This window comes from Sphingomonas jeddahensis (genome assembly GCF_001981525.1).
GTDB classification, from domain to species: domain Bacteria; phylum Pseudomonadota; class Alphaproteobacteria; order Sphingomonadales; family Sphingomonadaceae; genus Sphingomonas; species Sphingomonas jeddahensis.
In genome coordinates this window covers 1-24115 of record NZ_MPSB01000009.1, presented here as the reverse complement: position 1 = coordinate 24115, position 24115 = coordinate 1, and the positions used below count along the sequence as shown (strand labels likewise).

Genomic DNA, 24115 nt, shown 5'->3' with positions numbered 1-24115 from the left:
GGACTTGATCCGGGGTCCCGATTCTTCGTCTGGCGCAGCAAGGCAGCGGGGCCCCGGGTCAAGCCCGGGGTGACGACGGTAGCGATGTTCAGGACTTCGTTCCTCTTGCACACCTGTCGCTGATCGCGCCAAGACGCGCGGATCGTGCAGATCAAGCGGCTGCGCCTTTCCGGCTTCAAGAGCTTCGTCGACCCGGCCGATCTGCGCATCGAGCCAGGGCTGACCGGCGTCGTCGGCCCCAATGGCTGCGGCAAATCCAACCTGCTCGAAGCGCTGCGTTGGACGATGGGCGAGAACAGCGCCAAATCGCTGCGCGGCGCGGGCATGGAGGACGTGATCTTCGCCGGTACCGCGACCCGCCCATCGCGCGACTTCGCGGAAGTGTCGATCCTGGCCGAGATCGGCGGCGCGGAAACGGAAGTGGTCCGCCGCATCGAGCGTGGCGCGGGCAGCGCCTATCGCATCGACGGCAAGGACGTGCGCGCCAAGGACGTGTCGCTGCTGTTCGCCGATGCCGCGACGGGCGCGCACTCCCCGGCGCTCGTCAGCCAGGGGCGGATCAGCGCGGTGATCGCCGCCAAACCCGCCGATCGCCGGGCGATGCTGGAGGAAGCCGCGGGGATCGCAGGGCTGCATGTGCGACGCCGCGATGCCGAGCAGAAATTGCGCGCGACCGAGGCAAATCTCGCGCGGCTCGACGAGGTGATCGCGGAACAGGGCGCGCGCGCCGCGGCACTCCGGAGGCAGGCGCGCCAAGCGGAAAAGTACCGTTCACTTTCCACGCAGATCCGCGTTGCAGAGGCGCGCATGATCTTCGCCCGCTGGCGCGAGGCGGCCGCCGCTGCCGATGCCGCCAAGGCCGAAGCCGCGGCTGCCGAGGCGCGTGTTACCCAAGCGGCGGAGGCTCAGCGCGTCGCGGCGGCCGATCAGGCGCAGGCGACCGAAGCATTGGCGAGGGCGCGCGCCCAGGCGCTCGCCGCGCGGGATCGCAGCGGCGAGATCGCGCACCGGCTCGAAGGTTTGCACGGCAAGCAACGCGGCGTGCAGCGCCGGCTCGCCGAGCTGGCCCAGGCCGCGACACGGATCGCCGACGACCGCACGCGCGAGGGCGCGCTAGCCAATGACGCGGCGGAAGCGCTCGCCCGGCTGGACGGCGAACGCAAGCCGCTGGAAGCGGCGATCACCCGCGCCGTCGAGGAACTACCCGCGCGTGAGGCCGCGCTGGGCGAAGCCGAGCGGCTTGCGCGCGATGCCGAGGTGACACTGGCGCAAGCACTGGCACGTCAGGCGAGCGAAGCAGCCGACGCCCGCGTCGCCCAAGCCGCCGCCGCCGCCGCACGTGCGCGGCTCGACCGCGCGGCGCGCGACGTGGCGCAGATCACCGCGCAGATCAGCGCGCTTGGCGAGGCAGCGCCGATCCACGCGGAGCGCGCCACCGCGGAACAGGCACTCGCAGCGGCGCTTGACGAAGCCGATGCTGCTCGAACCGCGCAGGTAAGCGCAGAGAACGATGAACGCGCCGCCGTGGCCGCCCGCGACACCGCGCAGGCCACCCGCGCGGCGGCGCGCGCCGAACTCGCCGCGCTGGAAAGCGAAGCCGCCGCCTTGCGCAAGGCCACCGAGCGCAAGGGCCGCGACCGCCTGCTCGACCACGTCAGCGCTGCTCCGGGCTACGAACGCGCGCTCGCCGCCGCGCTCGGCGACGATCTTGAGGTGGGGCTCGACCCCAGCGCGAACGCCTATTGGTCGGATTCAGCGCGCGAGGACCACACCCCTGACCCCGCTCGCGCTGAGCTTGTCGAAGTGCGTGAGCCGGACACCTGCCCCTCAACAAAGCCCACGACCAGCTTAGGCCGAACCAAACAAGCGGATCGCCTGGGCGGCCATGTCACCGCCCCGCCCTTCCTTGCCCTTCGCCTCGCCCATGTCATCGTCGTTGACGCGGATGACAGCCGCCCACTCGCCCCGGGCGAGCGCCTCGTCACGCGCGCCGGCTTCCTGCGCCGCTGGGACGGCTTTGTCGCCAGGCAGAGCGGGGCCGCCGCAGCCGAGCGGCTCGAACGGCGCAATCGCCTAGCCGCGATCGACGCTCAGCTCCCGCGTGCAACGGCGGCAGTCGGCGCCGCCGAGCAGGACCTCGCTGCCGAGGAGAGCAGGATCGTTGCCGCCCGAAGCGCGGCCAGAGCGGCGCGCGATCAGCTGACCCATGCGGATGCCGCCGCTCGCGACGCCCGCACCCGGCAGGACCGCGCCGCCGCGCAGATCGAGCGCCTTGCCGGCCTGCGCGCCGATCTCGATGCCCGTGCGGCGCGCATTGCGACCGAGCACGACGAGGCCGCGCGGGAACAGGCCGACGCGCACGCGGCGCTCATCGCCCTTCCGGACACCAGTGCCACGGCCGCCACCGTTACGACGCTCCAGCGCGAGGCGGAAACGCGCCGCGCCGCCGTTGCCGACGCACGCGCAGCCCGCAGCACGACCGAGCGCGCCGGCCAAGACGCTCGAACTCGCCTCGCCGCCGCACAGGCTGAGGTGAAGAGCTGGCGCGCCCGCGCTGGCGACGCTGCTCGCCGCATCGCCGACATGGCCAAGCGGGAAGCAGAGATCGCCGCAGAGATCGCGACTCTTGCTGACCGGCCCGCCACGCTCGCCGCCGCGATTGAAGCCGCTGCGACCGAACATCACGCTGCCCGCATCGCCAACGAAACGCTCGCCGCTGCCGAAGGCGCTGCCGAGATCGCGCTGCGGCAGAGCGAGCAGGCGGCGCGGCTAGCCGGTGAGACGCTGTCGCAAGCGCGCGAAACCCGCGCCGGTGCGATCGCGCGCGCGGAGAACCAGGAACTGCGCCGTGTCGAGCTCGGCCGCGTCTCCGGCGAGCGCTTCGAATGTCCGGCTCCCGTCCTGCCGGAGCGGATCGGCTTCGCCAGCGCGGACATGCGCACCCCGCAAGAGGAAGCGGCAGCGCACGACAAGCTGACCCGCGAGCGCGAGCGGATCGGGCCGGTCAATCTCGTCGCCGAGCAGGAACTCGCCGAGCTGGAAGCGGGCGCGCGTGGCAATGCCGCCGAGCGCGAGGAACTGGGGCAAGCGGTGAATCGCCTGCGCGGCTCAATCGGCACCTTGAACCGCGAGGGTCGCCAGCGGCTGCTGGCCGCGTTCGAGGCAGTGAACGGCCATTTCCGCCGCCTGTTCACCACCTTGTTCGACGGCGGGCAGGCACACCTCGAACTGATCGATTCGGACGATCCGCTGGAAGCCGGGCTGGAGATCATGGCGCAGCCGCCGGGCAAGCGGCTGCAATCGCTGACATTGCTGTCGGGCGGCGAGCAGGCTTTGACGGCGGTGGCGCTGATCTTCGGCCTGTTCCTCACCAATCCAGCGCCGATCTGCGTCCTCGACGAGGTCGATGCGCCGCTCGACGACGCCAATATCGAGCGGTTCTGCGACCTGCTCGAACGCATGAGCCGCGAGACGCAGACGCGCTATCTGATCGTAACCCACAATGCGGTGACGATGAGCCGAATGCACCGCCTGTTCGGCGTCACGATGATCGAACGCGGCGTCAGCCGGCTGGTGTCGGTCGACCTTCAGGCCGCGGAGACCCTGCTCGCGGCCGAGTAAGGGCCGACCCACGCCGGCGTCGGGCCACGCACGCCATCAACGATCACCCACAGCATCGCGCCCGCGCGCAGCGCCGCCGCCACGGCGATATGCCCCTGGGTCACCCCCATCCCTGCGCCACCGGGCGAAGCGAAATACCAGAATTCCGCCCAATACGCCGCCAGATCCCCGACCACGAACCAAGCCACGGGCCACAGCCGCCGAGATGTCAGCAACAGGAACGGATAAAGCCACAGGTCGAATTGCGGCGAATAGACCTTGTTGGTGAGCAGGAACCAGGCCAGCACTGGGGTGAACAACACCCAGAGCACATCGCGATGCCGCCGCCAGCCGAGCAGCACGATCGCCGCCGCGCCACCAACGAAGGCAACGAAAGACCACAGGTTACGCGCGGCGATGTCGGTCGCCCACCAGCCCTGCACCGCCATGATTTCCCAAACCGACGCGGCCGTGCCGCTGCGCGCGCTGCTGAAGGTGTAGAACTCGCTCCAATTCTCGAACGCCCGAAGCGCGATCGGCAGGTTGAGCACGCCCCAAAAGGCAATCGCCGTCGCCGTCAGCGCCGTCGCACCGATCAGGCGGTCGCGCCACGATGCGTCGCGGCGGAACAAGGCGCCCAGCCCGAGCAGCGGGAGCAGAAGCACGGGAAAGAGTTTCGCCGCCGTCCCGATCGCCGCTAGCGCCGCGCCGGCGAGCGCCTCGCCGCGTCGCCCCGCGAGCAGCGCCGCCACCGCGAACGCCACCGCCAGCATGTCCCAATTATGCCCGAGGTACAGCACCAGCGGCGGCGCGCCGGCCCACCACCAGCGGCGGATCAGCGGCACGCCCGCGCGCTCCATCATGTGCAGCACCGCAAAGGCGAGCGCAGCATTGACGATCGATACCACCAGCAGGAAGTCGATCGCATCGCCGCGCGTACCGCCGATCGTGCGCACAACCAGCCCTTCCAGCCAGATCAGCGCGCCGGTCAGCACCGGATATTCGATCCGCGCCTCGACATAGGGCAACTGTCCCGCCGCAACCTCGCGCAGCCCCCAGAAAGGCACCGCATCCGAATAGCAGCCCGTCAGATATTGCTCGTCGCCGGTCCAGCCTGCGCCGCAATGCGCCTTGAACAGCCAGCCGACGAGACACGTCACCGCCAGCAGCAGATAGGGGCCAGCGGCGGAACGGAGTAAGCGCATGGTTCGTCGGTACCCTCGGGATGTGACAAGGTCGACAATGACGGCTCGGGAACTTATATAGAACAAATGGCGCAGCTAGACGTCCGACAGAAGCTGGAAATCCTTGCGGATGCAGCGAAATATGACGCTTCCTGCGCCTCGTCTGGCACGGCGAAGCGCAATTCGCGCGACGGCAAGGGGCTGGGCTCCACCGAAGGGATGGGCATCTGCCATGCCTACGCGCCCGACGGCCGCTGCATCAGCCTGCTCAAAATCCTGCTGACCAACAGCTGCATCTTTGACTGCCATTACTGCATCAATCGCAAAAGCTCCAACGTCCGCCGTGCGCGCTTCACCGCCAAGGAGGTGGTGAACCTCACCCTGTCCTTCTATCGACGCAACTATATCGAAGGCCTGTTCCTCTCCTCCGGCATCATCGGCTCGTCAAATTATACGATGGAGCAGATTGTCGAAGTTGCCCGCTCTTTGCGCGAAGATCATGAATTTCGCGGCTATATCCACCTCAAAACCATCCCCGACGCCGATCCCGAACTGATCCACCAAGCGGGTCTTTATGCCGATCGCATGTCGATCAACGTCGAACTGCCGACGGTCAGCGGATTGAAGCGGCTCGCCCCCGAAAAGGATAACGGCCGCATCGAAGGCGCGATGAATGGCCTGAAAACGTCAATTCTCGATACCCGCGATGCCAAGGCGCGCTACAAGTCCGCGCCCGCCTTTGCGCCCGCCGGCCAATCGACGCAGATGATTGTCGGTGCCGACGCGGCGACCGACGGCGACATCGTCACCAAGGCCGCTCGACTCTACGACCGTTTCGAACTGCGCCGCGTCTATTATTCGGCGTTTAGCCCGATTCCCGACGCATCCGCGGTGCTCCCGCTCCAACGCCCGCCGCTGATGCGCGAGCATCGGCTGTACCAATCCGATTGGCTGATGCGCTTTTACGGCTTTCAGCCGAAGGAAGTCGTCGCCGCCGCGGATGATGCAACCGGCATGCTGCCGCTCGACATTGATCCCAAGCTCGCCTGGGCGCTGAAGTTCCGTGACAGCTTCCCCGTCGACGTGAACCGCGCGCCAAAGGAGCTGCTGCTTCGCGTGCCCGGGCTCGGAACCAAGGCGGTGGCGAACATCCTCACAAGCCGTCGCTGGCGCAAGCTGCGCCTCGACGACGTGGCGCGTTTGACCGTGTCGATCGCCAAGATCCGCCCGTTCATCGTTGCAGAGGATTGGCGCCCCGTGGCGCTGACGGACAAGGCGGAGCTGAAACCGTTGGTGGCCCCCAAGAAGCAACAGTTGGAACTGTTTGCGGCCTGAACTCCCCTCCCGCTTGCGGGAGGGGTTGGGGGTGGGGCTGTCACCGGCCACAGCGCTCGCGGACAAGCCCACCCTTAATCCCTCCCGCTTGAGCGAGGGGAATCTGGCTAGCGCCGCGCCCGCGCCGCGCGCACACTGTCCCACGCGAACAGCGCACATCCGGCCCAGATCAGCCCAAACACCAGGAAGTGCAACGATCGCAGCGCCTCGCCGAACACCGCCACCGCAACGATGAACTGCAAGGTCGGCGCGAGATACTGCAGCAGCGCAAGGGATGAATAGGGAAGCCGCCGCGCCGCCGCGGCGAACATCAGCAGCGGCGCAGCGGTGATCCCGCCCAGCATCACCAGCTTGGCGTTGAGCATCAGGTCGCCGCCAAACGCGCCGCCACCATCCTGCGCCACCAGCATAAGATAGATCAGCGACGGCGGCGCCAGCAGCAACGTCTCGATCATCAACCCGCCAAGCGAATCGATCGCTACCGTCTTTCGCACCAGCCCGTACAGGCCGAACGATAAAGCCAGCATCAGCGAAATCCACAAGGTGTCGGCCGCGCCCAGCGCCATCGCCAAGACGCCGACCGAGGCGATCCCGATCGCCACCCCCTGCCACCGCCGCAGCCGCTCGCCCAGCACCGCAACGCCAAGGGCGACGTTGACCAGCGGATTGATGAAATAACCAAGGCTCGCCGCCAGCGTTTGGTGGTTGTTCACCGCCCAGATGTAGATCAGCCAATTGGTGCCGATCAGCAGCGCGCTGGCCGCCAGCATCGCCAGCGTCCGCGCGGTCACCGCCGCCCGGATCGTGGTCCAGCGCCGCATGGCGGTGACCACGATCACCAGAAGCGCCAGCGACCACACCACGCGATGCGCCAGCACCTCCAGCGCCGGCACGCCGCCAAGCCAGCGGAAGTAGAGCGGCAGCACGCCCCACATCGCGTAGGCGCCAAGGCCCAGCAGGAGCCCGCCACGCGCGGCATTGTTCGTCACGGCGGGTATCTCCGGAGTCGGGATCAGCGTTCGCTGAGATAGTAACGGTCGGTCGCGGACAGATCGTCGGCGAGCTCATAGACGATCGGCTGGCCAGTCGGGATCTCCAGTCCGGTGATCTCGTCGTCGGGGATGTTCGACAAGTGCTTGACCAGCGCGCGCAGCGAATTGCCGTGCGCGGATATCAGCACGCGCTGGCCGGCGCGCAGCTCGGGCGCGATCCGCTCTTCCCAATAAGGCAGGACGCGGGCGATCGTGTCCTTGAGGCTCTCGGTCTTGGGAATGTCGATGCCCGCGTAACGACGGTCAGAGGTCATGTCATAGGGGCCGCCAACTTCCTCGATCGGAGGTGGAATGTCGAAGCTGCGCCGCCAGATATGGACTTGCTCATCCCCGTGCTTGGCCGCGGTCTCCGCCTTGTTCAGCCCGGTAAGGCCGCCATAATGGCGCTCGTTGAGCCGCCAGTGCTTTTCGGTCGGCAGCCACAGCCGGCCCATCGCCTCCAGCGCCAGGTTCAGCGTCTTGATCGCCCGCGTTTGCAGCGAGGTAAAGGTGAGGTCGAAATCGAGGCCCTTGGCGGCCATCAGCTCGCCCGCGGCCTTGGCTTCGGCAGCGCCTTTCTCGGTCACGTCGACATCCCACCAGCCGGTGAAGCGATTCTCGAGGTTCCAGGCGGACTGGCCGTGGCGGATCAGGACGAGCTTGGGCATGGGTTAGGTATCTCCCGTTCGCGCTGAGCTTGTCGAAGCGCTGACTTTCCTTTGACGCCGCGCTGATAGAGAGAAGGGCAGCCCTTCGACAAGCTCAGGGCGAACGAAATGGAGAGAGGCATTGGCGATCGTCCGACAGACCCTGATCTACGACGGCCCGGGTGGCCCCTTCGAAGGCGTGATCGCCTGGGAGGACGAGGTCGAAACCCCGCGCCCCGGCGTGCTGGTCTGCCCTAACATCCTCGGCCAAAAGGAATCGGATAACCGGAAGGCGGAGGATCTCGCCAAGCTCGGCTATGTCGCACTTGCCTGCGACGTGTACGGTCAGGGCAAGCGCAAGACGCGCGAAAGCGAGAACGTGCCAGAATATATGGATGCGCTGAACGCCGATCGCATGCTCCTGCGCGATCGATTGGACGCGTCGCTGGCGGCATTACGCGGCTTCGCCGCCGTCGATCCGGCGAAGGTGGCCGCGGTGGGCTTCTGCTTCGGCGGCAAATGCGTGTTCGATATGGCCCGCGCTGGCCTGCCCTTTCTGGGCGGGGTGAGCTTCCACGGCGTATATGATCGCCCCGATTACGCCAACGTTTCGCCGATCGCGGCCAAGCTGCTTGTCTGCCACGGCTGGGAAGATCCGCTGTGCCCGCCTGATACGATGGTCGCGCTCGGCCGCGAGCTGACCGAAGGTCAGGCCGATTGGCAGATTCACGCTTATGGCAATGCGGGCCACGCCTTTACCGACGCGGGCATGCCCATGGCTGAGGGCTCAGGCTTCGGCCATGAGGAACGTGCCGATCGCCGTAGCTGGAAGGCGATGAGCGACTTTCTGGCCGAATTGTTCGTCTGAGCGCAAGCGCCCCCCTTCGCCGCCGCTTCGGGGCAAGGGGAGGGGGTGCGGACGCCTAGAACAACCCGAGCGCCGCGACTTCATCCTTCGACAGATCGATGCCGAACATCATGCTCAGCCGCATGCGATACACGCGCGGATCGGCGATCTCGGTCGCTGTCTCTTCCTCACCCACGCGGCGTCGATAGTGCCGGTCGGTCAGCGTTGCGAAGCCGTGCGGCAGAACGGTGCTCACCACCTTCAACGTGGTGAAGCGCGTACCCGGTGCCGTTGACGTCCAAAGATTACCCATCGCCAGATCGGCCGGCCAGACCATGTCGGTCGTGAAGCTATATTGCGGCTGGAACCCGGCACCAGCAGCGCCGCCTCGCCCATCGGTGCTGCCGAGCTCACCGTGCCGGAACAGCATCCAGCCATGCGTCGCATCCTGCGACAGCCGGAAGCGCGCCCCGTCCGGCGCATCCGCCTCCGCCCCGTCGACCAGCGGCATGGGCGGTGCATAGCTGCCGCCGAACCCCGGATCGGCGATCCATTGTTGCCCATCGATGGTGACGAGGCTGACCGTATGCGTCTTCGGCGGCACGTTTTCGGCGTTGAGCCACACCCGCGCAAGCAGGGGCCTTGCCTCGAAGCCAAGCGCGTGGAGCGCATCGAGAAAGAGCCGGTTCTGCTCGAAACAATAACCACCGCGTCCGGCGATCACCAGCTTGCCGAACACCGCATCGGCGGAAATGTCGATCCCGCGCCCGAGCGCGACGTCGAGATTCTCGAACGGGATCGCCAGCCGATGCGCACGCTGCACGGCCGCCAGCCCGTGGTGATCGATCGTCGGGCGGGCAGGAAGACGGATCCGCTCCAGATAGGCGGGCAGGTTGAAGGGCAGGCTCATGCCGCAAATGCCTCGGCATCAAGGGCGTAGAGCGCAGCGGCGGACGCCTCCGCCGCTGCGCGCAAGCCAAGCGCCTCCGGCACGATTTGATCGAGGTAGAAAGCGACCACCGCCTTCTTGGCCCGTCCGAACGCGTCGTCACCCGCTGCTGCCGCCTCGCGCTCGAGCAGCCAGCCACAGGTTGCGACCGACAGCATGGTCAGGAAGGGATAGCTTGCCGCCAGCCGGTCATCGGCGTCGGCGGTCTGGAGCCGCCGCCCGACCGCCTCGCACGCCGTCACCAGGTCGCCCAGCGCCTCATGTGTGCTCCCGCGCAGATCCTCGATCAGCGTCGCGAACGCCGCGCCGGTGGAAAGCGACAGCTTGCGCCCGACCAGATCGGCGGCCTGGATGCCGTTGGTGCCTTCGTAGATCGGCGTGATCCGCGCATCGCGGAAATACTGCGCTGCGCCGGTCTCCTCGATATAGCCCATCCCGCCGTGGACCTGCACGCCAAGGCTCGCGACCTCGTTGCCCAGATCGGTGCCATGCGCCTTGGCGAGCGGCGTCGTGATTTCCAGCCGGTCACGCGCCGCGGCGTCGCCTAGGCCGGCGCGATCCACTTGGCCCGCGGCATAATAGACCAACGCGCGAGCCGCCTGAGTCTGCGCCTTCATCCGCATCAGCATGCGGCGCACGTCCGGATGCTCGATGATCGCCGCCGCCGCGCCGGCGCGCGCGCCCTGCACGCGCTCGCGGGCATATTCCACCGCCTTCTGCGTCGCCGCCTCGGCCACCTGCACGCCCTGAAGGCCAACGTTGAGGCGGGCGTTATTCATCATCGTGAACATCGCGCGCATGCCGCCGAACTCCGGTCCGATCAGCTCGCCGACGCAATCGTCGTTGTCGCCGAACGACAGCACGCAGGTGGGCGAGGCGTGGAGCCCCATCTTGTGCTCGATCGACACCACCCGCACGTCGTTCGGCGTGCCGTCGGCGCGCACCTTGGGGACCAGGAACAGCGAAATGCCCTTGGTGCCGACCGGCGCGTCGGGCGTTCGGGCGAGCACGAGGTGGACGATATTGTCGGTGAGGTCATGGTCGCCGAACGAGATGAAGATCTTGGTCCCCTTGACCAGGAACGTCCCGTCGCCGCGCGGCGTCGCGGTGGCGCGCAGCGCGCCCACGTCGCTGCCCGCCTGCGGCTCGGTGAGGTTCATCGTGCCGGTCCATTCGCCGGTGGCGAGCTTGGGGAGCCAGGTCGCCTGCTGATCGGGCGTGCCGTGATGCTGCAACGCCTCGATCGCCCCAACCGACAGGATCGGCGCCAGCGCGAAGCCCATGTTGGCGCTCCCCAGCGTCTCCAGCACCGCGCATTGCACCGCGAACGGCAGCCCCTGTCCGCCAAACGCCTCCGGGACTCCGATCGTGCCCCAGCCGCCCTCTACGAACGCCTTGTAGGCGGCCTTGTAGCCTTCCGGCATCACCACACCGTTCGGCGTCCACTTCGCCCCTACCGTGTCGCCAGCGCGCGCCAGTGGCGCCCATTCTCCCTCGGCGAGCTGAGCGATCCCTTCCAGCACCGCGTCGATCACGTCGGGGCTGGCGGCAGCAAATCGCTCAGTTCCCGCAAGCTCGCCGATCCCGACGATCTGTTCGAGCACGAACCGCTGTTCGGCAATGGGGGCGGCGTAAGGCATGTTCTTCTCCTGGTCCGGATCGCTATACCGCCCCCTGATGACGGCTCAACTCCCGCAAATCCTGCCTTTTGACGAAGGCGCGGTTGCCCTAGCGGCAAGGCTGCTACGCGCCGGCGACATCGTCGCGGTCCCGACCGAAACCGTCTACGGACTCGCCGCCGATGCGACCGACCCGGCGGCGGTGGCGCGCATCTATGCTGCCAAAGGCAGGCCGAGCTTCAACCCGTTGATTGTTCACGTCCCCGATCCCGCCGCGGCCGAGCGGATCGCGATGTTCGACGAGGCGGCGCGTGCGCTGGCGGCGCGCTGGTGGCCGGGGCCGCTGACTTTGGTGCTGCCGTTGCGACCTGATGCGGGCATCGCCGCGCTCGTCACCGCCGGGCTCGACACGATCGCGCTGCGGGTGCCGGCGCATCGCGCGATGCAGGCGGTGCTCGCCGCGAGTGGCCGCCCGCTCGCCGCGCCATCCGCCAACGCCAGCAACGGCATCAGCCCGACCCGCGCGGCGCATGTCGCGGCGAGCCTTGGGGCGCGCGTGCCGTTAATCGTGGACGACGGACCGACCAGCGCGGGGCTCGAATCGACGATCGTCGGTGGCGGCAAGATCCTGCGCCCGGGGCCGATCACCGCCGAGCAGCTGGGGCTTTCCGCTGCCGTGCCGAGCGGAACGGTCACCGCGCCGGGGCAGCTTGCCACGCATTATGCGCCCGCCAAGCCGCTGCGCCTCAATGTCACCGCACGAGAAGACGACGAGTGGCTGATCGGCTTCGGCGGGGTGGGAGGTGACGAAAGCCTGTCGCCGTCCGGAGACCCGATCGAAGCCGCCGCGCGGCTGTTCGACGCGCTGCATCGCGCGGATGCGTCTCCCGCAACGAGGATCGCGGTCGCGCCGATCCCGCCGGCCGGCATCGGTGCGGCGATCAACGATCGCTTGAGACGCGCCGCGCATCGCTGAGATTTCCTCCTCCGTCAGAAGGAGGAATGTGCGACTTACGCCGTCACCGCCGCCTTCGACCGCGCGGCGAAGCTCTTGCGCAGCTTCTGCAGCTTGGGCGGAATTACCGCGAGGCAATAGGGATTGCGCTGGCCCTCGCCGTCCCAATAGCCCTGGTGGTAATCCTCGGCCGGATAATATTCGTCCGCCTGCTCGATGGTGGTGACGATCGGCTTGGTCTGGTCGGCCTGCGCGCGGGCGATCGCCTGGTTCGCCTGCTCCTCCTGCATCACCGTCATCGGGAAGATCGCAGAACGGTATTGCGTGCCGACGTCATTGCCCTGGCGATTGAGCTGCGTCGGATCGTGCGTGGCGAAGAAGATGTCGAGCAAGTCGGCATAGGTCACCTGTTCGGGATCGAAGCCGACGCGGATCGCCTCGGCATGGCCGGTATCGCCGCCGCACACCTGCTTGTAGGTGGGGTTGGGCACAGTGCCGCCGATATAGATGCTCTCGACGCTCTCGACGCCGATCACGTCCTTGAACACCGCCTCGGTGCACCAGAAGCAGCCACCGGCCAGCGTCGCATATTCGGTCATCTCAATCTCCGCTTTCCCGTTCGCCCTGAGCTTGTCGAAGGGCTGCCCTTCTCCCCGCCGCGGGAAAGAAAGACAGGGCTTCGACAAGCTCAGCCCGAACGGATTGTGTTGGAGACCAATGTAGGAAGCCGATAAGGCCCGCGCAAAGGAGCACGTGCATGGCAGCATTCGACGGCAAGGTGATGGTGACCGGCGGGGCCGGCTATATCGGCAGCCATGCGGTGCTTGCGCTGCTCGATGCCGGGTTCGACGTGGTGGTGATCGACAATCTCGTTACCGGCTTCGACTGGGCCGTCGATCCACGCGCCTCCTTCGTCAACATCGCCGTCGAGGACGCGGGCGTGCGGAACGTGATTCGTGAGCATGAGGTGCGCGCGATCATGCACTTTGCCGGCTCCGTCGTAGTGCCCGAATCGGTCAGCAACCCGCTTAAATATTATCGCAACAACACCGCCGCGACGCGCAGCCTGATCGAGAGCGCGGTGGCGGAAGGCGTACCGCACTTCATCTTCTCTTCCACCGCGGCGACCTACGGCAACCCCACCAAGGTGCCGATCACCGAGAGCGATCCCCAGGCTCCGATCAATCCATACGGCATGTCCAAGCTGATGACCGAGGCGATGCTGCACGACGTGTCCGCGGCGCACCCTCTCAATTATGGCGCGCTGCGCTATTTCAACGTCGCTGGCGCCGACCCCGAGGGTCGCAGCGGCCAATCCACCGTCGGCGCCACCCACCTCATCAAGATCGCGGTCGAGGCCGCGACCGGCAAGCGCGCCGCTGTGGGCGTGTTTGGCACCGACTTCCCGACCCGCGACGGCACTGGCGTGCGCGATTACATCCACGTCTCGGACCTTGCCGACGCGCATGTCGCCGCATTGAAGCAGCTGATCGCCGCCCCGGCCGAGAGCTTCACCTTCAACTGCGGCTATGGCCGCGGCTTCTCGGTGCTCGAAGTGCTCGACGCGGTCGATCGCGTCACCAACATGACGATCGAACGTCGCGTCGAGGGCCGCCGCGCCGGCGACCCGGCCGAGCTGGTCGCCGACAACAGCGCGATCCTCGCCGCGCTCGACTGGCAACCCAAGCGCGCTGAGCTCGACGGCATCGTGCGTGACGCGCTCGCCTGGGAGCGCAAGCTGGCGGAGATGGGCAAGTGAAGTTGCGCTCGCTGCTGTTCGTTCCCGGCGACCGGCCGGAGCGCTTCCCCAAGGCGGTCGCGACCGGCGCCGACGCGCTGATCCTCGACCTAGAGGATTCGGTGGTTCCGGAGCGCAAGCCCGAGGCGCGTGCGGCGGTGCGCGCGTGGATCGAGGCGCCGCGCGAGGATGGGCCGGCGGTGTTCGTGCGGGTCAATCCGATCGACAGCGACGAGGTCGCCGCCGATCTGGAGGCACTCGCCGGCCTGTCGCTCGACGGCGTGGTGCTGCCCAAGGCGGAAGGCGCCGAGTCGGTCGCGATGCTGCTCGATCGGTTGCCGGGCGACTATCTGGTGCTGCCGGTCGCCAGCGAGACGCCGGCCGCGGTGTTCCAGCTCGGCACCTTTGCGGGCGTTGCCGGGCGGCTGGCGGGCGTCACCTGGGGGGCGGAGGATCTGCCCGCATCGATCGGCGCTGCCACCGCACGCGAGGATGACGGCAGCTACACCGATCCCTATCGCGTCGTCCGCGCGCTCACCCTGTTCGGCGCGCATGCCGCGGGCGTGCCGGCGATTGAGACGGTGTTTCCGGATTTCCGCAATCTAGATGCGCTGGCGGCCTATGCCGCGCGTGGACAGCGCGACGGCTTCACGGGGATGCTGGCGATCCATCCGACGCAGGTCTCGGTCATCAACGATGCGTTCACGCCCAGCGAGGCGGAGATCGCCCATGCGAAAGCCGTCATCGCCGCTTTCGACGCGAACCCGGGCGCCGGCGCGCTCCAGCTCGACGGCAAGATGATTGACGCACCGCATCTGAAAAGCGCGCGGCGGCTGCTGGCGCTCGTGGGCTAATCCGCAACGTCATGCCGGCCTCGTGCCGGCATCCACCGTTACGCAAACCCAACGGCCGCGGCGTACCCGCCCAGCCCACCGCCGTCATTCCGGACTTGATCCGGGATCCAACCCTCCCCGCACGCTGCGTTCTCGCCTCCAGCGGCAGCACGCGCGGCACCTTGGATCGCGGCGCAAGGCCGGGGCGACGAACGGAGCGCGCCGATCCGTTCGTGCGGAGCGAAGTCGAGGCACAGGCCGCAAGTGATACCGCTCGGAACGGACGGCCACGCTTTCCACTGGCGACACACAGCGAAACACGACAAGACCGCGCCCGACTGACAACAAGCAGCAGGGACATGAGGATGACGAGAGGCCAGGAGATCGCCGCCAGGGTCGAGGCGTTCGTGCGCGAGCGGATCGTTCCCTATGAGCGCGATCCGCGTTCCACGTCGCACGGCCCCAGCGACGAACTGGTGCAGGAGATGCGTGCCCTGGCCCGCGACGCCGGCCTGCTCACTCCGCACATCCTGCCCGACGGCGACCACCTCACCCATCGCGAGACCGCCGACGTGCTGCGCGCCTCGGGCCTCTCCCCGCTGGGTCCGCTCGCCGTCAACGTCATGGCCCCCGACGAGGGCAACATGTACCTCCTCGGCAAGAAGGCGTCGCCCGAACTGAAGGAGCGCTTCCTCAAGCCATTGGTCGACGGAACCGCGCGCTCGGCGTTCTTCATGACCGAGCCCGCCGGCGACGGCCCGAATGGCGGGGGCGCCGGCTCCGACCCGTCGATGATGCTCACCACCGCGGTGCGCGACGGCAACCATTGGGTGATCAACGGCCGCAAGACCTTCATCACCGGTGCGGACGGCGCCAAGGTCGGTATCGTCATGGCCAAGGCGGATGAAGGTGCGTCGATGTTCCTCGTCGACCTGCCTGATCCCGCGATCCGCATCGATCGCGTGCTGGAGACGATCGACTCATCGATGCCCGGCGGGCATTCGGTGGTGACGATCGAGAACCTTCGCGTTCCGGCCGACCAGATGCTCGGCAATCCAGGCGACGGTTTCAAGCTCGCGCAGGTCCGCCTCGCGCCTGCACGTCTCACCCATTGCATGCGCTGGCACGGCGCCTGCGTCCGCGCGCACGAGATCGCGACCGATTACGCCAATCGTCGCCATGCGTTCGGCAAGCCCTTGGTCGATCACGAGGGCGTCGGCTTCATGCTGGCCGAGAACCTCATCGACCTGAAGCAATCGGAGCTGATGATCGACTGGTGTGCGTCCGTCCTCGACACCGGCGACCTCGGCACGGTGGAAAGCTCGATGGCCAAGGTCGCGGTGTCCGAAGCGCTGATGCGCATCGCCGACCGCTGCGTGCAGGTGATGGGCGGCACTGGCGTCAGCGGCGACACGATTGTCGAGCAGGTGTTCCGCGAGGTCCGGGCGTTCCGCATCTACGACGGCCCGACCGAAGTGCACAAATGGAGCCTCGCCAAGAAGGTGAAGCGCGATTGGAAGGCGGCGCAGGGGTGATCCCCATCGTTCGTCCCGAGCGAAGTCGAGGGATAGGGTCGCGGCGCAACGTGTCCCTCGACGATGCTCGGGACGAACTGGGACAGGCAATCGTCTCACCTGACCCTTCGACGAAGCTCAGGACAGGCTTGTCCCGGCACCCACCGTGCCGCAAACTCAACGACCGCGAGGTACGCGGAACAGTGGATGCCGGGACAAGCTCGGCATGACGCAGATGGAGAGAATGCCGATGCTGGGCCTGATGCAGTCGGGGCAACTGACGGTCGATACCTTCCTCGATCACGCCGCGACCTGGTCGCCCGGCCGCGAGGTCGTCTCGCGCGACTGGACCGGCGCCGTTACCCGCACCGATTACGCCGGCGTTCATGCGATGGCGAAGCGAGTTTCCGCCGCGCTCGCCCGCGCCGGTATCAAGCGGGGTGATCGGGTCGCGACAATGGGCTGGAACACGCATCGCCATGTCGCCGCCTGGTACGGCGCAACCAACATGGGCGCGGTGCTCCATACGCTCAATCCGCGGCTGTTCCTCGAACAGATCGCCTACATCGCCAATCACGCCGGCGATCGCATCCTCCTCGCCGACCCCAATTGCGCCGACGTCGTCGCACAGCTCCTGCCGCAGGCCCCGGGAATCGAGCGCGTCATCTTCCTGTGCGCCGCCGCCGACCTACCGCAGACGGATTACGCCGCCACCGCCTTTGACGAATGGATCGCTGGCGAACCGGCCGAATACGCCTGGGGCGGCTTCGACGAGAATCTCGCCTGCGGGCTCTGCTATACGTCCGGAACGACCGGCAATCCGAAGGGTGTGCTCTATTCCCACCGCTCCAATTACCTGCACACCATGCTGACGCTTCAGGCCGATGCACTCGCCCTATCCTCGCGCGACACGGTGCTGCTGGTGGTGCCGATGTACCACGCCAACGCCTGGGGCGTCGTCTATTCCGCCCCTGCGGTCGGCGCCAAGCTCGTGCTGCCCGGCCCCAGGATGGACGGCGAATCGATTTGCGACCTGATCGAGCAGGAAGGCGTCACCTATTCCGCCGCGGTCCCCACCGTATGGCAGGGCCTGCTGCAATATCTGCGCACCTCGGGCCGCAAGCTCGATACGCTGCAACGCGTGACGATTGGCGGGTCGGCGGTGCCCGAAGTGCTGGTGCGCGCGTTCCGCGACGAGTTCGGCGTGGAGGTCGTCCAGGGTTGGGGCATGACCGAGACCTCGCCGCTCGCCACTCTCTCCTCGCCCAGCGCCGAGGTCGCGGCGATGGACGACGATGCGCAGGTCGCGCACAAGATCAAGCAGGGCCGGCTGATGTGCGGCCTGAAGTTCAAGCTCACCGACGACGAAGGCGCGACGCTGCCGCACGACGGCACCACCTTCGGCCACCTGAAGATCAAAGGCCCGACGATCGTCGCCTCCTATTTCGGCAACGAAGGCGGCGAGATTCTCGACGAGGACGGCTATTTCGACACCGGCGACGTCGCGACGATCGACGGCCGCGGCTACATGCAGATCACCGACCGGTCCAAGGACGTGGTGAAATCGGGCGGCGAATGGATCAGCTCGATCGAGATCGAGAATATCGCCGCCGGCCACCCTGCGGTCGCGTTGGCCGCAGTGATCGGCGTTGCGCACCCGAAGTGGGATGAACGCCCGATCCTGCTATGCCAGCTCAAGCCCGGTGCGATGGCGGAAAAGGGCGACTTGACCACCTTCCTCGACGGTAAGATCGCCAAATGGTGGATGCCCGACGATGTGGTGTTCGTGGACGAGATCCCACTCGGCGCAACTGGAAAGATCGACAAGAAGCTGATCCGTCAACGCATGGCGCACTATGCGCTGCCCCGTTCTTTAAACGGATAGGGCGGCAGCGGGCCTGCCAGCCGTGTCACGGAACCGAAATACCCGTTAGTCCGCTATTTTCTCGATGACCGACGAACGCCTTCCCTCCACCTCCACCGGGGCCGGCTGCGCCGATCTGCTTCGTCGCGTCCTGAACTGCCTGGACGGACTGGCGCATGCGGAAGATGGGCCTGACGCGCAATCGCTGTCGCTCGTCGCCCTCCATGTGCAGCAAGCGATCGATCTAATTGATCCGCGGCACCCGCTCAATTCCTAGTTGGCGGTTGCTTTCCATCACATTGTCCATCGCTCGTTCCACCCGTTCGATCGCTTCGTCGGTGAGGATCGCGTAGCTTTTGCGGCGGTCGAACGGGTCAGCCTCCCGATTCACCAGGCCGCGCTTTTCGAGCAGCGCGATCCAGCGCAGGCCGGTGCTCGGAGGAATTTTCGCGGCCACGCACAACGAGGTGATCGACATGGCGGTACGTTGACGGTGATGGACGTAAAGCTCGAGCAGGATGCTCCAGGCCGGATCGAAGAACAGATCGTCTCCGAACGCCTCGTCCCGCTTCGCGCGAGCGCGGATCCAGGCAATGGCGACGTTGAGCCGCTCGGCCTCCGACACATCGGTCGATGCGGCCGGCGCGTTGATGTTCTTTTCCAGCGCTACCGTCGGCGTCGGAGTGTCGAGCAGCGATGGCGTCGGCGAGATCGACCTGGAAAGCTCCGCGAGCACCTTTTCGATGCGCTCCAAGATCGGCTTGTCGTCTGATCTCACCGCCATCTCCTGCCCCCCAATCCGACGGCATGTTCCATCGCCGTACCAACGCAATCTGACGCACAATTTCCGAAATGGTTCCTTACTGCAATCGAAATCTGCCGCTATTTCAAGAACTAACAGGATGCCGGTCTCGTTTTTCCAGAAGTGGGCTATGACGGCGGCGGCGCCTGCGGCTAAGCGAGGACGATGATCTCGCGTCGCTCCTTGCTAGTTACTGGTGGCGCGGGGATCGGCCTCGCGCTCGCCTGGGCGGTCTGGCCGCGACGGTATGCCGTGGATCTCGCACCGGCGGAAGGTGAAACGCCGATCGGCGCGTGGCTCAAGATCGCGGAAAACGGCCGCATTACCGTTGTCGTGCCGCAGGCGGAGCATGGTCAGGGCGTTCACACCACACTGCCGCAGATCCTGGCCGACGAGCTTGGCGCGGACTGGCGCACGATCGGGGTAGAGGCCGCGCTGCCCAACCCCTTGTACGCCAATCCGCTCGCCGCCGATACGTTGTTCGGCGGCGCGCTCGCCCCCGTTCCTGATGCCGTCCAGCGCGAACATTGGGTTCGTTCGGCACTGCTGCTGACCGGCGGCTCCACCTCGCTGCGCATGTTCGAGGCACCCCTGCGTGAGGCGGGCGCGGCCGCCCGCGTGCTTCTCGCCAAGGCAGCGGCGGCGCGCTGGGGCGTGGATTGGGAGCAATGCGAAACGCGCGACGGCCTTGTGGTCAGCAATGGCCGCCGGTTGCGCTTCGGGGAACTCGCCGCCGCGGCAGCCGGGTTCGATCTGCCGGAGGAACTGCCGCTCCGCTTCGGCGACGAAGGGCGGCTCGTCGGTCAGTCGCTCCCCCGCCTGGACGCGCCAGCGAAGGTCGATGGCTCGGCGAACTTCACCGGCGACGTGCGGCTGCCGGACATGGTTTTCGCAACGATTGCGCAAGGCCCCGTCGGTGGCGAAAGCCGCCTGGTCCGCACGGACAACGCCGCCGCGGACCGGGTCCGCGGTGTCACCGCGGTGGTGGAGAACGAACGCTGGGCGGCAGTGATCGGCAACACCAGTTGGGCAGCGGTCGAGGGCATGGCCGCGCTGCAACCGCGGTTCGAAACTCGCGGCCGGCTGGCCGACGCCCAGACGATCACCGGTGCGCTCGATGCCGCCCTCGCCAACGACGGCGACCGTTTCGCCGAGCAAGGCGACATCGCCGAGGTGCTTCGCGGCGATGTGGCGCGGGCGGATTATGCGGTCGGCCTTGGCGTTCACGCCGCACTGGAAACGCCCTGCGCCACCGCCTGGTGGCATGGCGACCGGCTGGAGCTGTGGGCGCCGACCCAAGCCCCCGGCCTCGCTCGTGCCGCCGCAGCCCGCGCCATCGGGGTTGCCGAAGCCAAGGTCACGATTCACCCGATGCTGATCGGCGGTTCGTTCGGCCAGGCGCTGGAGCATGATGCCGCCGAACAAGCGGCGATCCTCGCCATGTCGCTGCGCCGACCGGTGCACGTCATATGGACGCGACGCGAGGCGACGCTTCGCGATCGGTTCGGCGCCCCCGCCAGGGCGCACATGGCCGCGCGGCTGGCCAGCGACGGACGTATCCTCGGCTGGCAGGCGAAGATCGCCACTCCCGCGACGGGCATGGCGCTGACGCAGCGGCTGCTCGCGGACGATCCGCTCGCCGGTATCGCGCGGGCCATCTCGGGTGGTGCCGACGCTTACGCCATGTCCGGCGCCACCCCGCCCTATCGCTTGCCGGCGTTCGCGATCGACCACCACCGCACGGATATCGCCGTTCCGACTGGTCACCTGCGCGGCGGCGCGGACCGGGTCAACGCCTTCTTCACCGAATGCTTCATCGACGAGCTCGCGCATCGCGCCGGCGCGGAACCGATGTCGTTCCGCATCGGCATGCTGGGGCATGACGCGCGGCTGGCGCGTTGCCTCACCACCGCCGCGTCGCTGGGCGGGTGGGACGGCGGGCGTGCCGGCAGCGGTCAGGGGCTCGCTTGCCACGCCATGGCCGGCAGCATGATCGCAGTGCTTGCCGAGGCGCAATATGACGGCGCCGGCCGCCCGCGCGTCGACCGGATCGTCGCGGCGGTCGATTGCGGTCGCGCGATCAACCCGGACGTGGTGCGCCAGCAGATCGAAGGCGGGATCGTCTTCGGCATTGCGCTCGCCACCGGCCGGGCGCCGCACTTCAACGCCGGCGTGGCGGACACCCGAACGCTCGGCGACCTGCGCCTGCCGCGCCTCGCCGACATGCCCGAGATCACCGTGGAGCTGATCCCCAGCCGCGCCGATCCCGGTGGCGTCAGCGACCTCGGCGTGCCCGCCGTCGCGCCCGCCATCGCCAATGCCCTCACCGCCGCGGCCGGCAACCGCCCGCGCAGCCTGCCGTTTGGATCATGATGAACAAGCCTGCCGACCACCCGCCGATCCCGCCGCGCCGCGTCGGCGTGCTGCTGATTAACCTGGGCACCCCCGATGCGCCCGATCCACCCGCGGTGCGCCGCTATCTCGCGGAATTCCTGTCCGATCGGCGCGTGGTGGAGATCCCGCGGCTCGTGTGGCAACCGATCCTGCGTGGCGCGGTGCTGACGACGCGGCCGAAGAAATCGGCGCATGCCTATGCCCAGGTGTGGCGCGAGGACGGCTCCCCACTCGCCGCGATCACCAAGGCGCAGGCCAAGGCGCTGGAGGGCGCGTTCGGCCCCGACGTCACGGTCGACTACGCCATGCGCTACGGCCGCCCGGCGATCGGCGACCGCATCCAGGCGCTGAAGGATGCCGGCTGCGAGCGCATCCTGCTCGCCCCGCTCTATCCGCAATATTCCGCCGCGACGACCGCCACCGCCAACGACAAGGCTTTCGCCCGGCTGGCGACGATGCGCTGGCAACCCGCGGTGCGCACGCTCCCGCCCTATCACGACGACCCCGCCTATATCGCGGCGCTCACGTCATCGGTCGAGGAGAGCCTGGCCGCGCTCGATTTCACCCCCGACGCCTTGATCACCAGCTTCCACGGCATGCCGGTGCGGACCTTGCAGCTGGGCGACCCCTATCATTGCCACTGCCAGAAGACGGCGCGCCTGCTCGGCGAAGCAATGGGGCGCGAGGTGACGATCACCTTCCAGTCGCGCTTCGGTCGCGCCAAATGGCTGGAGCCCGCCACCGACGTGGTGCTCGCCGCACTGCCGGCAAAGGGCGTGCGCAAGATCGCGATTGTCGCCCCCGGTTTTTCCGCCGATTGCCTGGAGACGCTGGAGGAACTGGCGATCCGGGGGCGCGAAACGTTCCTCGCCGCCGGCGGCACGCATTTCGCCTATTTGCCCTGTCTGAACGACAGCCGCGTCGGCATCGATTTGTTACGCACCTTACTGGCGCGTGAGCTTGAAGGCTGGGTGCGCCTTTCGTAGCGTTACCATGGATTGATCCTCTGGGAGAGCGGTGAATGGCACGGGTTGCGATCGTCACGGGCGGCACGCGCGGGATCGGCGAGGCGATCAGCCTTGCGCTGGAGGACATGGGCCTCACCGTCGCCGCCAATTATGCCGGCAACGATGCCAAGGCGGCAGACTTTACCGAGCGCACCGGGATCAAGGCGTATAAATGGGACGTCGCCGATCATGAGGCGTGCCTCGCCGGCGTGGCGAAGGTGACGGAAGAGCTCGGCCCGGTCGACGTGCTGGTCAACAATGCCGGCATCACCCGCGACGGCACGATCCTGAAGATGACCTACCAGATGTGGAAGGAGGTCATGGACACCAACCTTGGCGGGTGTTTCAACATGGCCAAGGCGGTGTTCCCCGGCATGCGCGAGCGCGGCTGGGGCCGGATCGTCAACATCGGCTCGATCAACGGCCAGGCGGGCCAATACGGACAGGTCAATTACGCCGCGGCGAAAAGCGGCATCCACGGCTTCACCAAGGCGCTGGCGCAGGAGGGCGCGCGCGCCGGCGTGACGGTGAACGCCATTGCGCCGGGCTATATCGACACCGACATGGTCGCCGCGGTCCCCGCCGACGTGCTCGACAAGATCGTCGCCAAGATCCCGGTCGGCCGCCTCGGTCAGGCCAACGAGATCGCGCGCGGCGTGGCGTTCCTGTGCTCGGAGGAGGGCGGCTTCGTCACCGGCTCGACGCTGAGCATCAACGGCGGGCAGCATATGTACTGACGGGCGCAGGCCCGCCCCGCGGGCCGATGCGCAAAGCGCAGCGCCCGGCACGGCCGGCGGGTCGGCCCCGCCGAACCCGTCCGACGACGCGGCTTTGCCGCGGCGGGCTGGTCCTGGCTAGATCGATGGCGCACCGGAGGCGGTGCTCAACCGAGAAACGTCTGAACGTTGCTTTGACGTCGCGTAAACGACGAGCGCATCAAACCAATATCGCTTTGGCTAGACCGTCGGCGCCCAGCCTGCGCTCTCAAGATAGAACGCACACTCACGCAATTAAGTTTACGCTCAGGTTGGTAGGCATGTCGCTTAATCGACCTAACCGACACTTCCCGGCGATCAAAATTGCAACTTGGTGAAACCGGATCAGATGAATGCCACCGCTTCTCTGACGCTTTCGGAGCTAAGAGGTTACTTTACGGACCTCTCCAACAAGCGTGCAAAGGATTCTTCTTCCTTATTTGGACAGATCGCCTCTCGATTGTCTGGGCCACCAATCCCCTCTGGGTCGAGCGCGACACGATTCTCTCCTGCGAACGTTCCGGCTAAGTCAGTTAGGGGCGTTACCCGCATGATCTGATCGTCGCGCTCAAGACGTAGTTCGGCGAACTCGCGGCGATAGCCCCCGATAAAGTTAAAGACGCGGATTGTGGCCCACTTCGAACTTGAGATGCTTCCGTCCACCAAGAGGCTTTCGAAGTAAGGGACCTTGTCGCAGATGCCTCTAGTCTCGATTGTGCCGACGATCTCACCTGACGCGCTATCATCGATCTCGATTCTGAAGGGCTGGGAGGAAAGCTTAAGTTCGGTCACGTCGACCGAACCTTCTGGATTATTCGTCCAATGACCTCTCCAGCCATCATAGTCGCGGAGCCATCCGAAGAACTGGTCTGAGGTCTTGCGGACCTCACTCGGTAAGGCACGCGCATTCGTCATGACCTGCTCCCCGGAAATCATGCCATTGGTAAGTTAGCTGGTCAGATGGAGACGAGCGATGCGGCGAGGCCGTTTTACCGAGGATCAGATCATAGGCGTGCTGCGTGAGCACGAGGCTGGAGTGAA

Annotated in this window: 20 protein-coding genes; 12 read left to right on the top strand and 8 right to left on the bottom strand. The window is 67.0% G+C overall.

The genetic code is table 11. From position 1 onward, the window contains the following. Nucleotides 1-144 precede the first annotated feature (144 nt). On the top strand, nucleotides 145-3621 hold the full coding sequence (gene smc, locus SPHI_RS10315) for a chromosome segregation protein SMC (protein WP_076744858.1): 3477 nt from the start codon (nucleotides 145-147) through the stop codon (nucleotides 3619-3621). Here smc and SPHI_RS10310 read toward each other — a convergent pair. Further along, on the bottom strand, nucleotides 3588-4805 hold the full coding sequence (locus SPHI_RS10310) for a hypothetical protein (RefSeq protein ID WP_076744857.1): 1218 nt from the start codon (nucleotides 4803-4805) through the stop codon (nucleotides 3588-3590). The two genes, smc and SPHI_RS10310, sit on opposite strands and share 34 nt — an antisense overlap. Nucleotides 4806-4871: 66 nt before the next feature. On the opposite strand from SPHI_RS10310, the gene SPHI_RS10305 reads away from it, so the two are divergent. Then, nucleotides 4872-6119, top strand: a complete 1248-nt coding sequence (locus SPHI_RS10305; protein ID WP_076744856.1) for a putative DNA modification/repair radical SAM protein — start codon at nucleotides 4872-4874, stop codon at nucleotides 6117-6119. Between the two features lie 107 nt (nucleotides 6120-6226). On the opposite strand, the gene rarD is transcribed toward SPHI_RS10305, so the two are convergent. Both rarD and gpmA read right to left on the bottom strand, forming a co-directional pair. Beyond that, nucleotides 6227-7108, bottom strand: coding sequence for an EamA family transporter RarD (gene rarD, locus SPHI_RS10300; RefSeq protein WP_076744855.1), 882 nt, complete (start codon nucleotides 7106-7108; stop codon nucleotides 6227-6229). 23 nt (nucleotides 7109-7131) lie between these two features. Then, entirely contained in the window at nucleotides 7132-7818 is a 687-nt protein-coding gene (gene gpmA, locus SPHI_RS10295; RefSeq protein WP_076744854.1) for a 2,3-diphosphoglycerate-dependent phosphoglycerate mutase, read from the bottom strand. A gap of 121 nt (nucleotides 7819-7939) precedes the next feature. Between gpmA and SPHI_RS10290 the strand changes: the two genes are divergently transcribed. After that, the gene (locus SPHI_RS10290; RefSeq protein WP_076744853.1) at nucleotides 7940-8665 is read left to right on the top strand and encodes a dienelactone hydrolase family protein; all 726 of its coding nucleotides are present in this window, start codon (nucleotides 7940-7942) and stop codon (nucleotides 8663-8665) included. A gap of 55 nt (nucleotides 8666-8720) precedes the next feature. Here the strand turns inward: SPHI_RS10290 and SPHI_RS10285 are convergent, their stop codons facing one another. Together SPHI_RS10285 and SPHI_RS10280 are read right to left on the bottom strand one after the other, a co-directional pair. Continuing rightward, nucleotides 8721-9554 (bottom strand): arylamine N-acetyltransferase family protein, encoded by an 834-nt coding sequence (locus tag SPHI_RS10285; RefSeq protein ID WP_076744852.1) that lies wholly within the window; start codon nucleotides 9552-9554, stop codon nucleotides 8721-8723. Further along, nucleotides 9551-11233, bottom strand: coding sequence for an acyl-CoA dehydrogenase (locus SPHI_RS10280; RefSeq protein WP_076744851.1), 1683 nt, complete (start codon nucleotides 11231-11233; stop codon nucleotides 9551-9553). The genes SPHI_RS10285 and SPHI_RS10280 overlap by 4 nt, the downstream gene beginning before the upstream one ends. Before the next feature lie 37 nt (nucleotides 11234-11270). Between SPHI_RS10280 and SPHI_RS10275 the strand changes: the two genes are divergently transcribed. Then, complete coding sequence (locus SPHI_RS10275) at nucleotides 11271-12188, top strand: L-threonylcarbamoyladenylate synthase (protein WP_096348754.1); 918 nt, start codon at nucleotides 11271-11273, stop codon at nucleotides 12186-12188. A 35-nt stretch (nucleotides 12189-12223) separates the two neighbouring features. Here the strand turns inward: SPHI_RS10275 and msrA are convergent, their stop codons facing one another. After that, the gene (gene msrA, locus SPHI_RS10270; protein ID WP_076744850.1) at nucleotides 12224-12766 is read right to left on the bottom strand and encodes a peptide-methionine (S)-S-oxide reductase MsrA; all 543 of its coding nucleotides are present in this window, start codon (nucleotides 12764-12766) and stop codon (nucleotides 12224-12226) included. 158 nt (nucleotides 12767-12924) lie between these two features. Between msrA and galE the strand changes: the two genes are divergently transcribed. The 5 genes from galE (at nucleotide 12925) to SPHI_RS10245 (ending at nucleotide 18393) form a co-directional block, all read left to right on the top strand. After that, on the top strand, nucleotides 12925-13926 hold the full coding sequence (gene galE / locus SPHI_RS10265; RefSeq protein ID WP_076744849.1) for a UDP-glucose 4-epimerase GalE: 1002 nt from the start codon (nucleotides 12925-12927) through the stop codon (nucleotides 13924-13926). Beyond that, nucleotides 13923-14759 carry an HpcH/HpaI aldolase/citrate lyase family protein gene (locus SPHI_RS10260; RefSeq protein ID WP_076744848.1) on the top strand — a complete coding sequence of 279 codons (837 nt, stop codon included), beginning with the start codon at nucleotides 13923-13925 and terminating at the stop codon, nucleotides 14757-14759. Before galE ends, SPHI_RS10260 begins: the two co-directional genes overlap by 4 nt. Before the next feature lie 344 nt (nucleotides 14760-15103). Continuing rightward, nucleotides 15104-16273, top strand: a complete 1170-nt coding sequence (locus tag SPHI_RS10255) for an acyl-CoA dehydrogenase family protein (protein WP_076744847.1) — start codon at nucleotides 15104-15106, stop codon at nucleotides 16271-16273. A gap of 229 nt (nucleotides 16274-16502) precedes the next feature. After that, the gene (locus SPHI_RS10250) at nucleotides 16503-18137 is read left to right on the top strand and encodes a long-chain-fatty-acid--CoA ligase (RefSeq protein ID WP_076744950.1); all 1635 of its coding nucleotides are present in this window, start codon (nucleotides 16503-16505) and stop codon (nucleotides 18135-18137) included. Nucleotides 18138-18201: 64 nt separating this feature from the next. After that, on the top strand, nucleotides 18202-18393 hold the full coding sequence (locus tag SPHI_RS10245; RefSeq protein WP_076744846.1) for a hypothetical protein: 192 nt from the start codon (nucleotides 18202-18204) through the stop codon (nucleotides 18391-18393). Here SPHI_RS10245 and SPHI_RS10240 read toward each other — a convergent pair. Beyond that, complete coding sequence (locus SPHI_RS10240; protein WP_158049683.1) at nucleotides 18361-18894, bottom strand: MarR family transcriptional regulator; 534 nt, start codon at nucleotides 18892-18894, stop codon at nucleotides 18361-18363. The two genes, SPHI_RS10245 and SPHI_RS10240, sit on opposite strands and share 33 nt — an antisense overlap. Before the next feature lie 189 nt (nucleotides 18895-19083). Between SPHI_RS10240 and SPHI_RS10235 the strand changes: the two genes are divergently transcribed. The 3 genes from SPHI_RS10235 to phbB are packed head-to-tail and all read left to right on the top strand — an operon-like array spanning nucleotide 19084 to nucleotide 23056. Next, the gene (locus tag SPHI_RS10235; protein ID WP_076744844.1) at nucleotides 19084-21291 is read left to right on the top strand and encodes a xanthine dehydrogenase family protein molybdopterin-binding subunit; all 2208 of its coding nucleotides are present in this window, start codon (nucleotides 19084-19086) and stop codon (nucleotides 21289-21291) included. Beyond that, nucleotides 21291-22298 carry a ferrochelatase gene (hemH, locus tag SPHI_RS10230; protein ID WP_076744843.1) on the top strand — a complete coding sequence of 336 codons (1008 nt, stop codon included), beginning with the start codon at nucleotides 21291-21293 and terminating at the stop codon, nucleotides 22296-22298. Before SPHI_RS10235 ends, hemH begins: the two co-directional genes overlap by 1 nt. 35 nt (nucleotides 22299-22333) lie before the next feature. Continuing rightward, nucleotides 22334-23056 (top strand): acetoacetyl-CoA reductase, encoded by a 723-nt coding sequence (gene phbB / locus SPHI_RS10225; protein WP_076744842.1) that lies wholly within the window; start codon nucleotides 22334-22336, stop codon nucleotides 23054-23056. 408 nt (nucleotides 23057-23464) lie between these two features. Here phbB and SPHI_RS10220 read toward each other — a convergent pair whose 3' ends face one another. Beyond that, a complete protein-coding gene (locus SPHI_RS10220; protein ID WP_076744841.1) occupies nucleotides 23465-23989 on the bottom strand; it encodes a hypothetical protein in 525 nt (174 codons plus the stop codon). Between the last annotated feature and the right edge of the window lie 126 nt (nucleotides 23990-24115).

What these genes read in the sequence shown, in the direction of transcription:
- SPHI_RS10235 (WP_076744844.1), top strand. Translation starts at nt 19,084, where the DNA reads ATGATCTCGCGTCGCTCCTTGCTAGTTACTGGTGGCGCGGGGATCGGC.
- SPHI_RS10245 (WP_076744846.1), top strand. Translation starts at nt 18,202, where the DNA reads ATGACCGACGAACGCCTTCCCTCCACCTCCACCGGGGCCGGCTGCGCC.
- SPHI_RS10280 (WP_076744851.1), bottom strand. Translation starts at nt 11,233, where the DNA reads ATGCCTTACGCCGCCCCCATTGCCGAACAGCGGTTCGTGCTCGAACAG.
- SPHI_RS10275 (WP_096348754.1), top strand. Translation starts at nt 11,271, where the DNA reads ATGACGGCTCAACTCCCGCAAATCCTGCCTTTTGACGAAGGCGCGGTT.
- galE (WP_076744849.1), top strand. Translation starts at nt 12,925, where the DNA reads ATGGCAGCATTCGACGGCAAGGTGATGGTGACCGGCGGGGCCGGCTAT.
- SPHI_RS10250 (WP_076744950.1), top strand. Translation starts at nt 16,503, where the DNA reads ATGCTGGGCCTGATGCAGTCGGGGCAACTGACGGTCGATACCTTCCTC.
- SPHI_RS10220 (WP_076744841.1), bottom strand. Translation starts at nt 23,989, where the DNA reads ATGACGAATGCGCGTGCCTTACCGAGTGAGGTCCGCAAGACCTCAGAC.
- SPHI_RS10310 (WP_076744857.1), bottom strand. Translation starts at nt 4,805, where the DNA reads ATGCGCTTACTCCGTTCCGCCGCTGGCCCCTATCTGCTGCTGGCGGTG.
- msrA (WP_076744850.1), bottom strand. Translation starts at nt 12,766, where the DNA reads ATGACCGAATATGCGACGCTGGCCGGTGGCTGCTTCTGGTGCACCGAG.
- phbB (WP_076744842.1), top strand. Translation starts at nt 22,334, where the DNA reads ATGGCACGGGTTGCGATCGTCACGGGCGGCACGCGCGGGATCGGCGAG.
- hemH (WP_076744843.1), top strand. Translation starts at nt 21,291, where the DNA reads ATGAACAAGCCTGCCGACCACCCGCCGATCCCGCCGCGCCGCGTCGGC.
- gpmA (WP_076744854.1), bottom strand. Translation starts at nt 7,818, where the DNA reads ATGCCCAAGCTCGTCCTGATCCGCCACGGCCAGTCCGCCTGGAACCTC.
- SPHI_RS10305 (WP_076744856.1), top strand. Translation starts at nt 4,872, where the DNA reads ATGGCGCAGCTAGACGTCCGACAGAAGCTGGAAATCCTTGCGGATGCA.
- SPHI_RS10255 (WP_076744847.1), top strand. Translation starts at nt 15,104, where the DNA reads ATGACGAGAGGCCAGGAGATCGCCGCCAGGGTCGAGGCGTTCGTGCGC.
- SPHI_RS10285 (WP_076744852.1), bottom strand. Translation starts at nt 9,554, where the DNA reads ATGAGCCTGCCCTTCAACCTGCCCGCCTATCTGGAGCGGATCCGTCTT.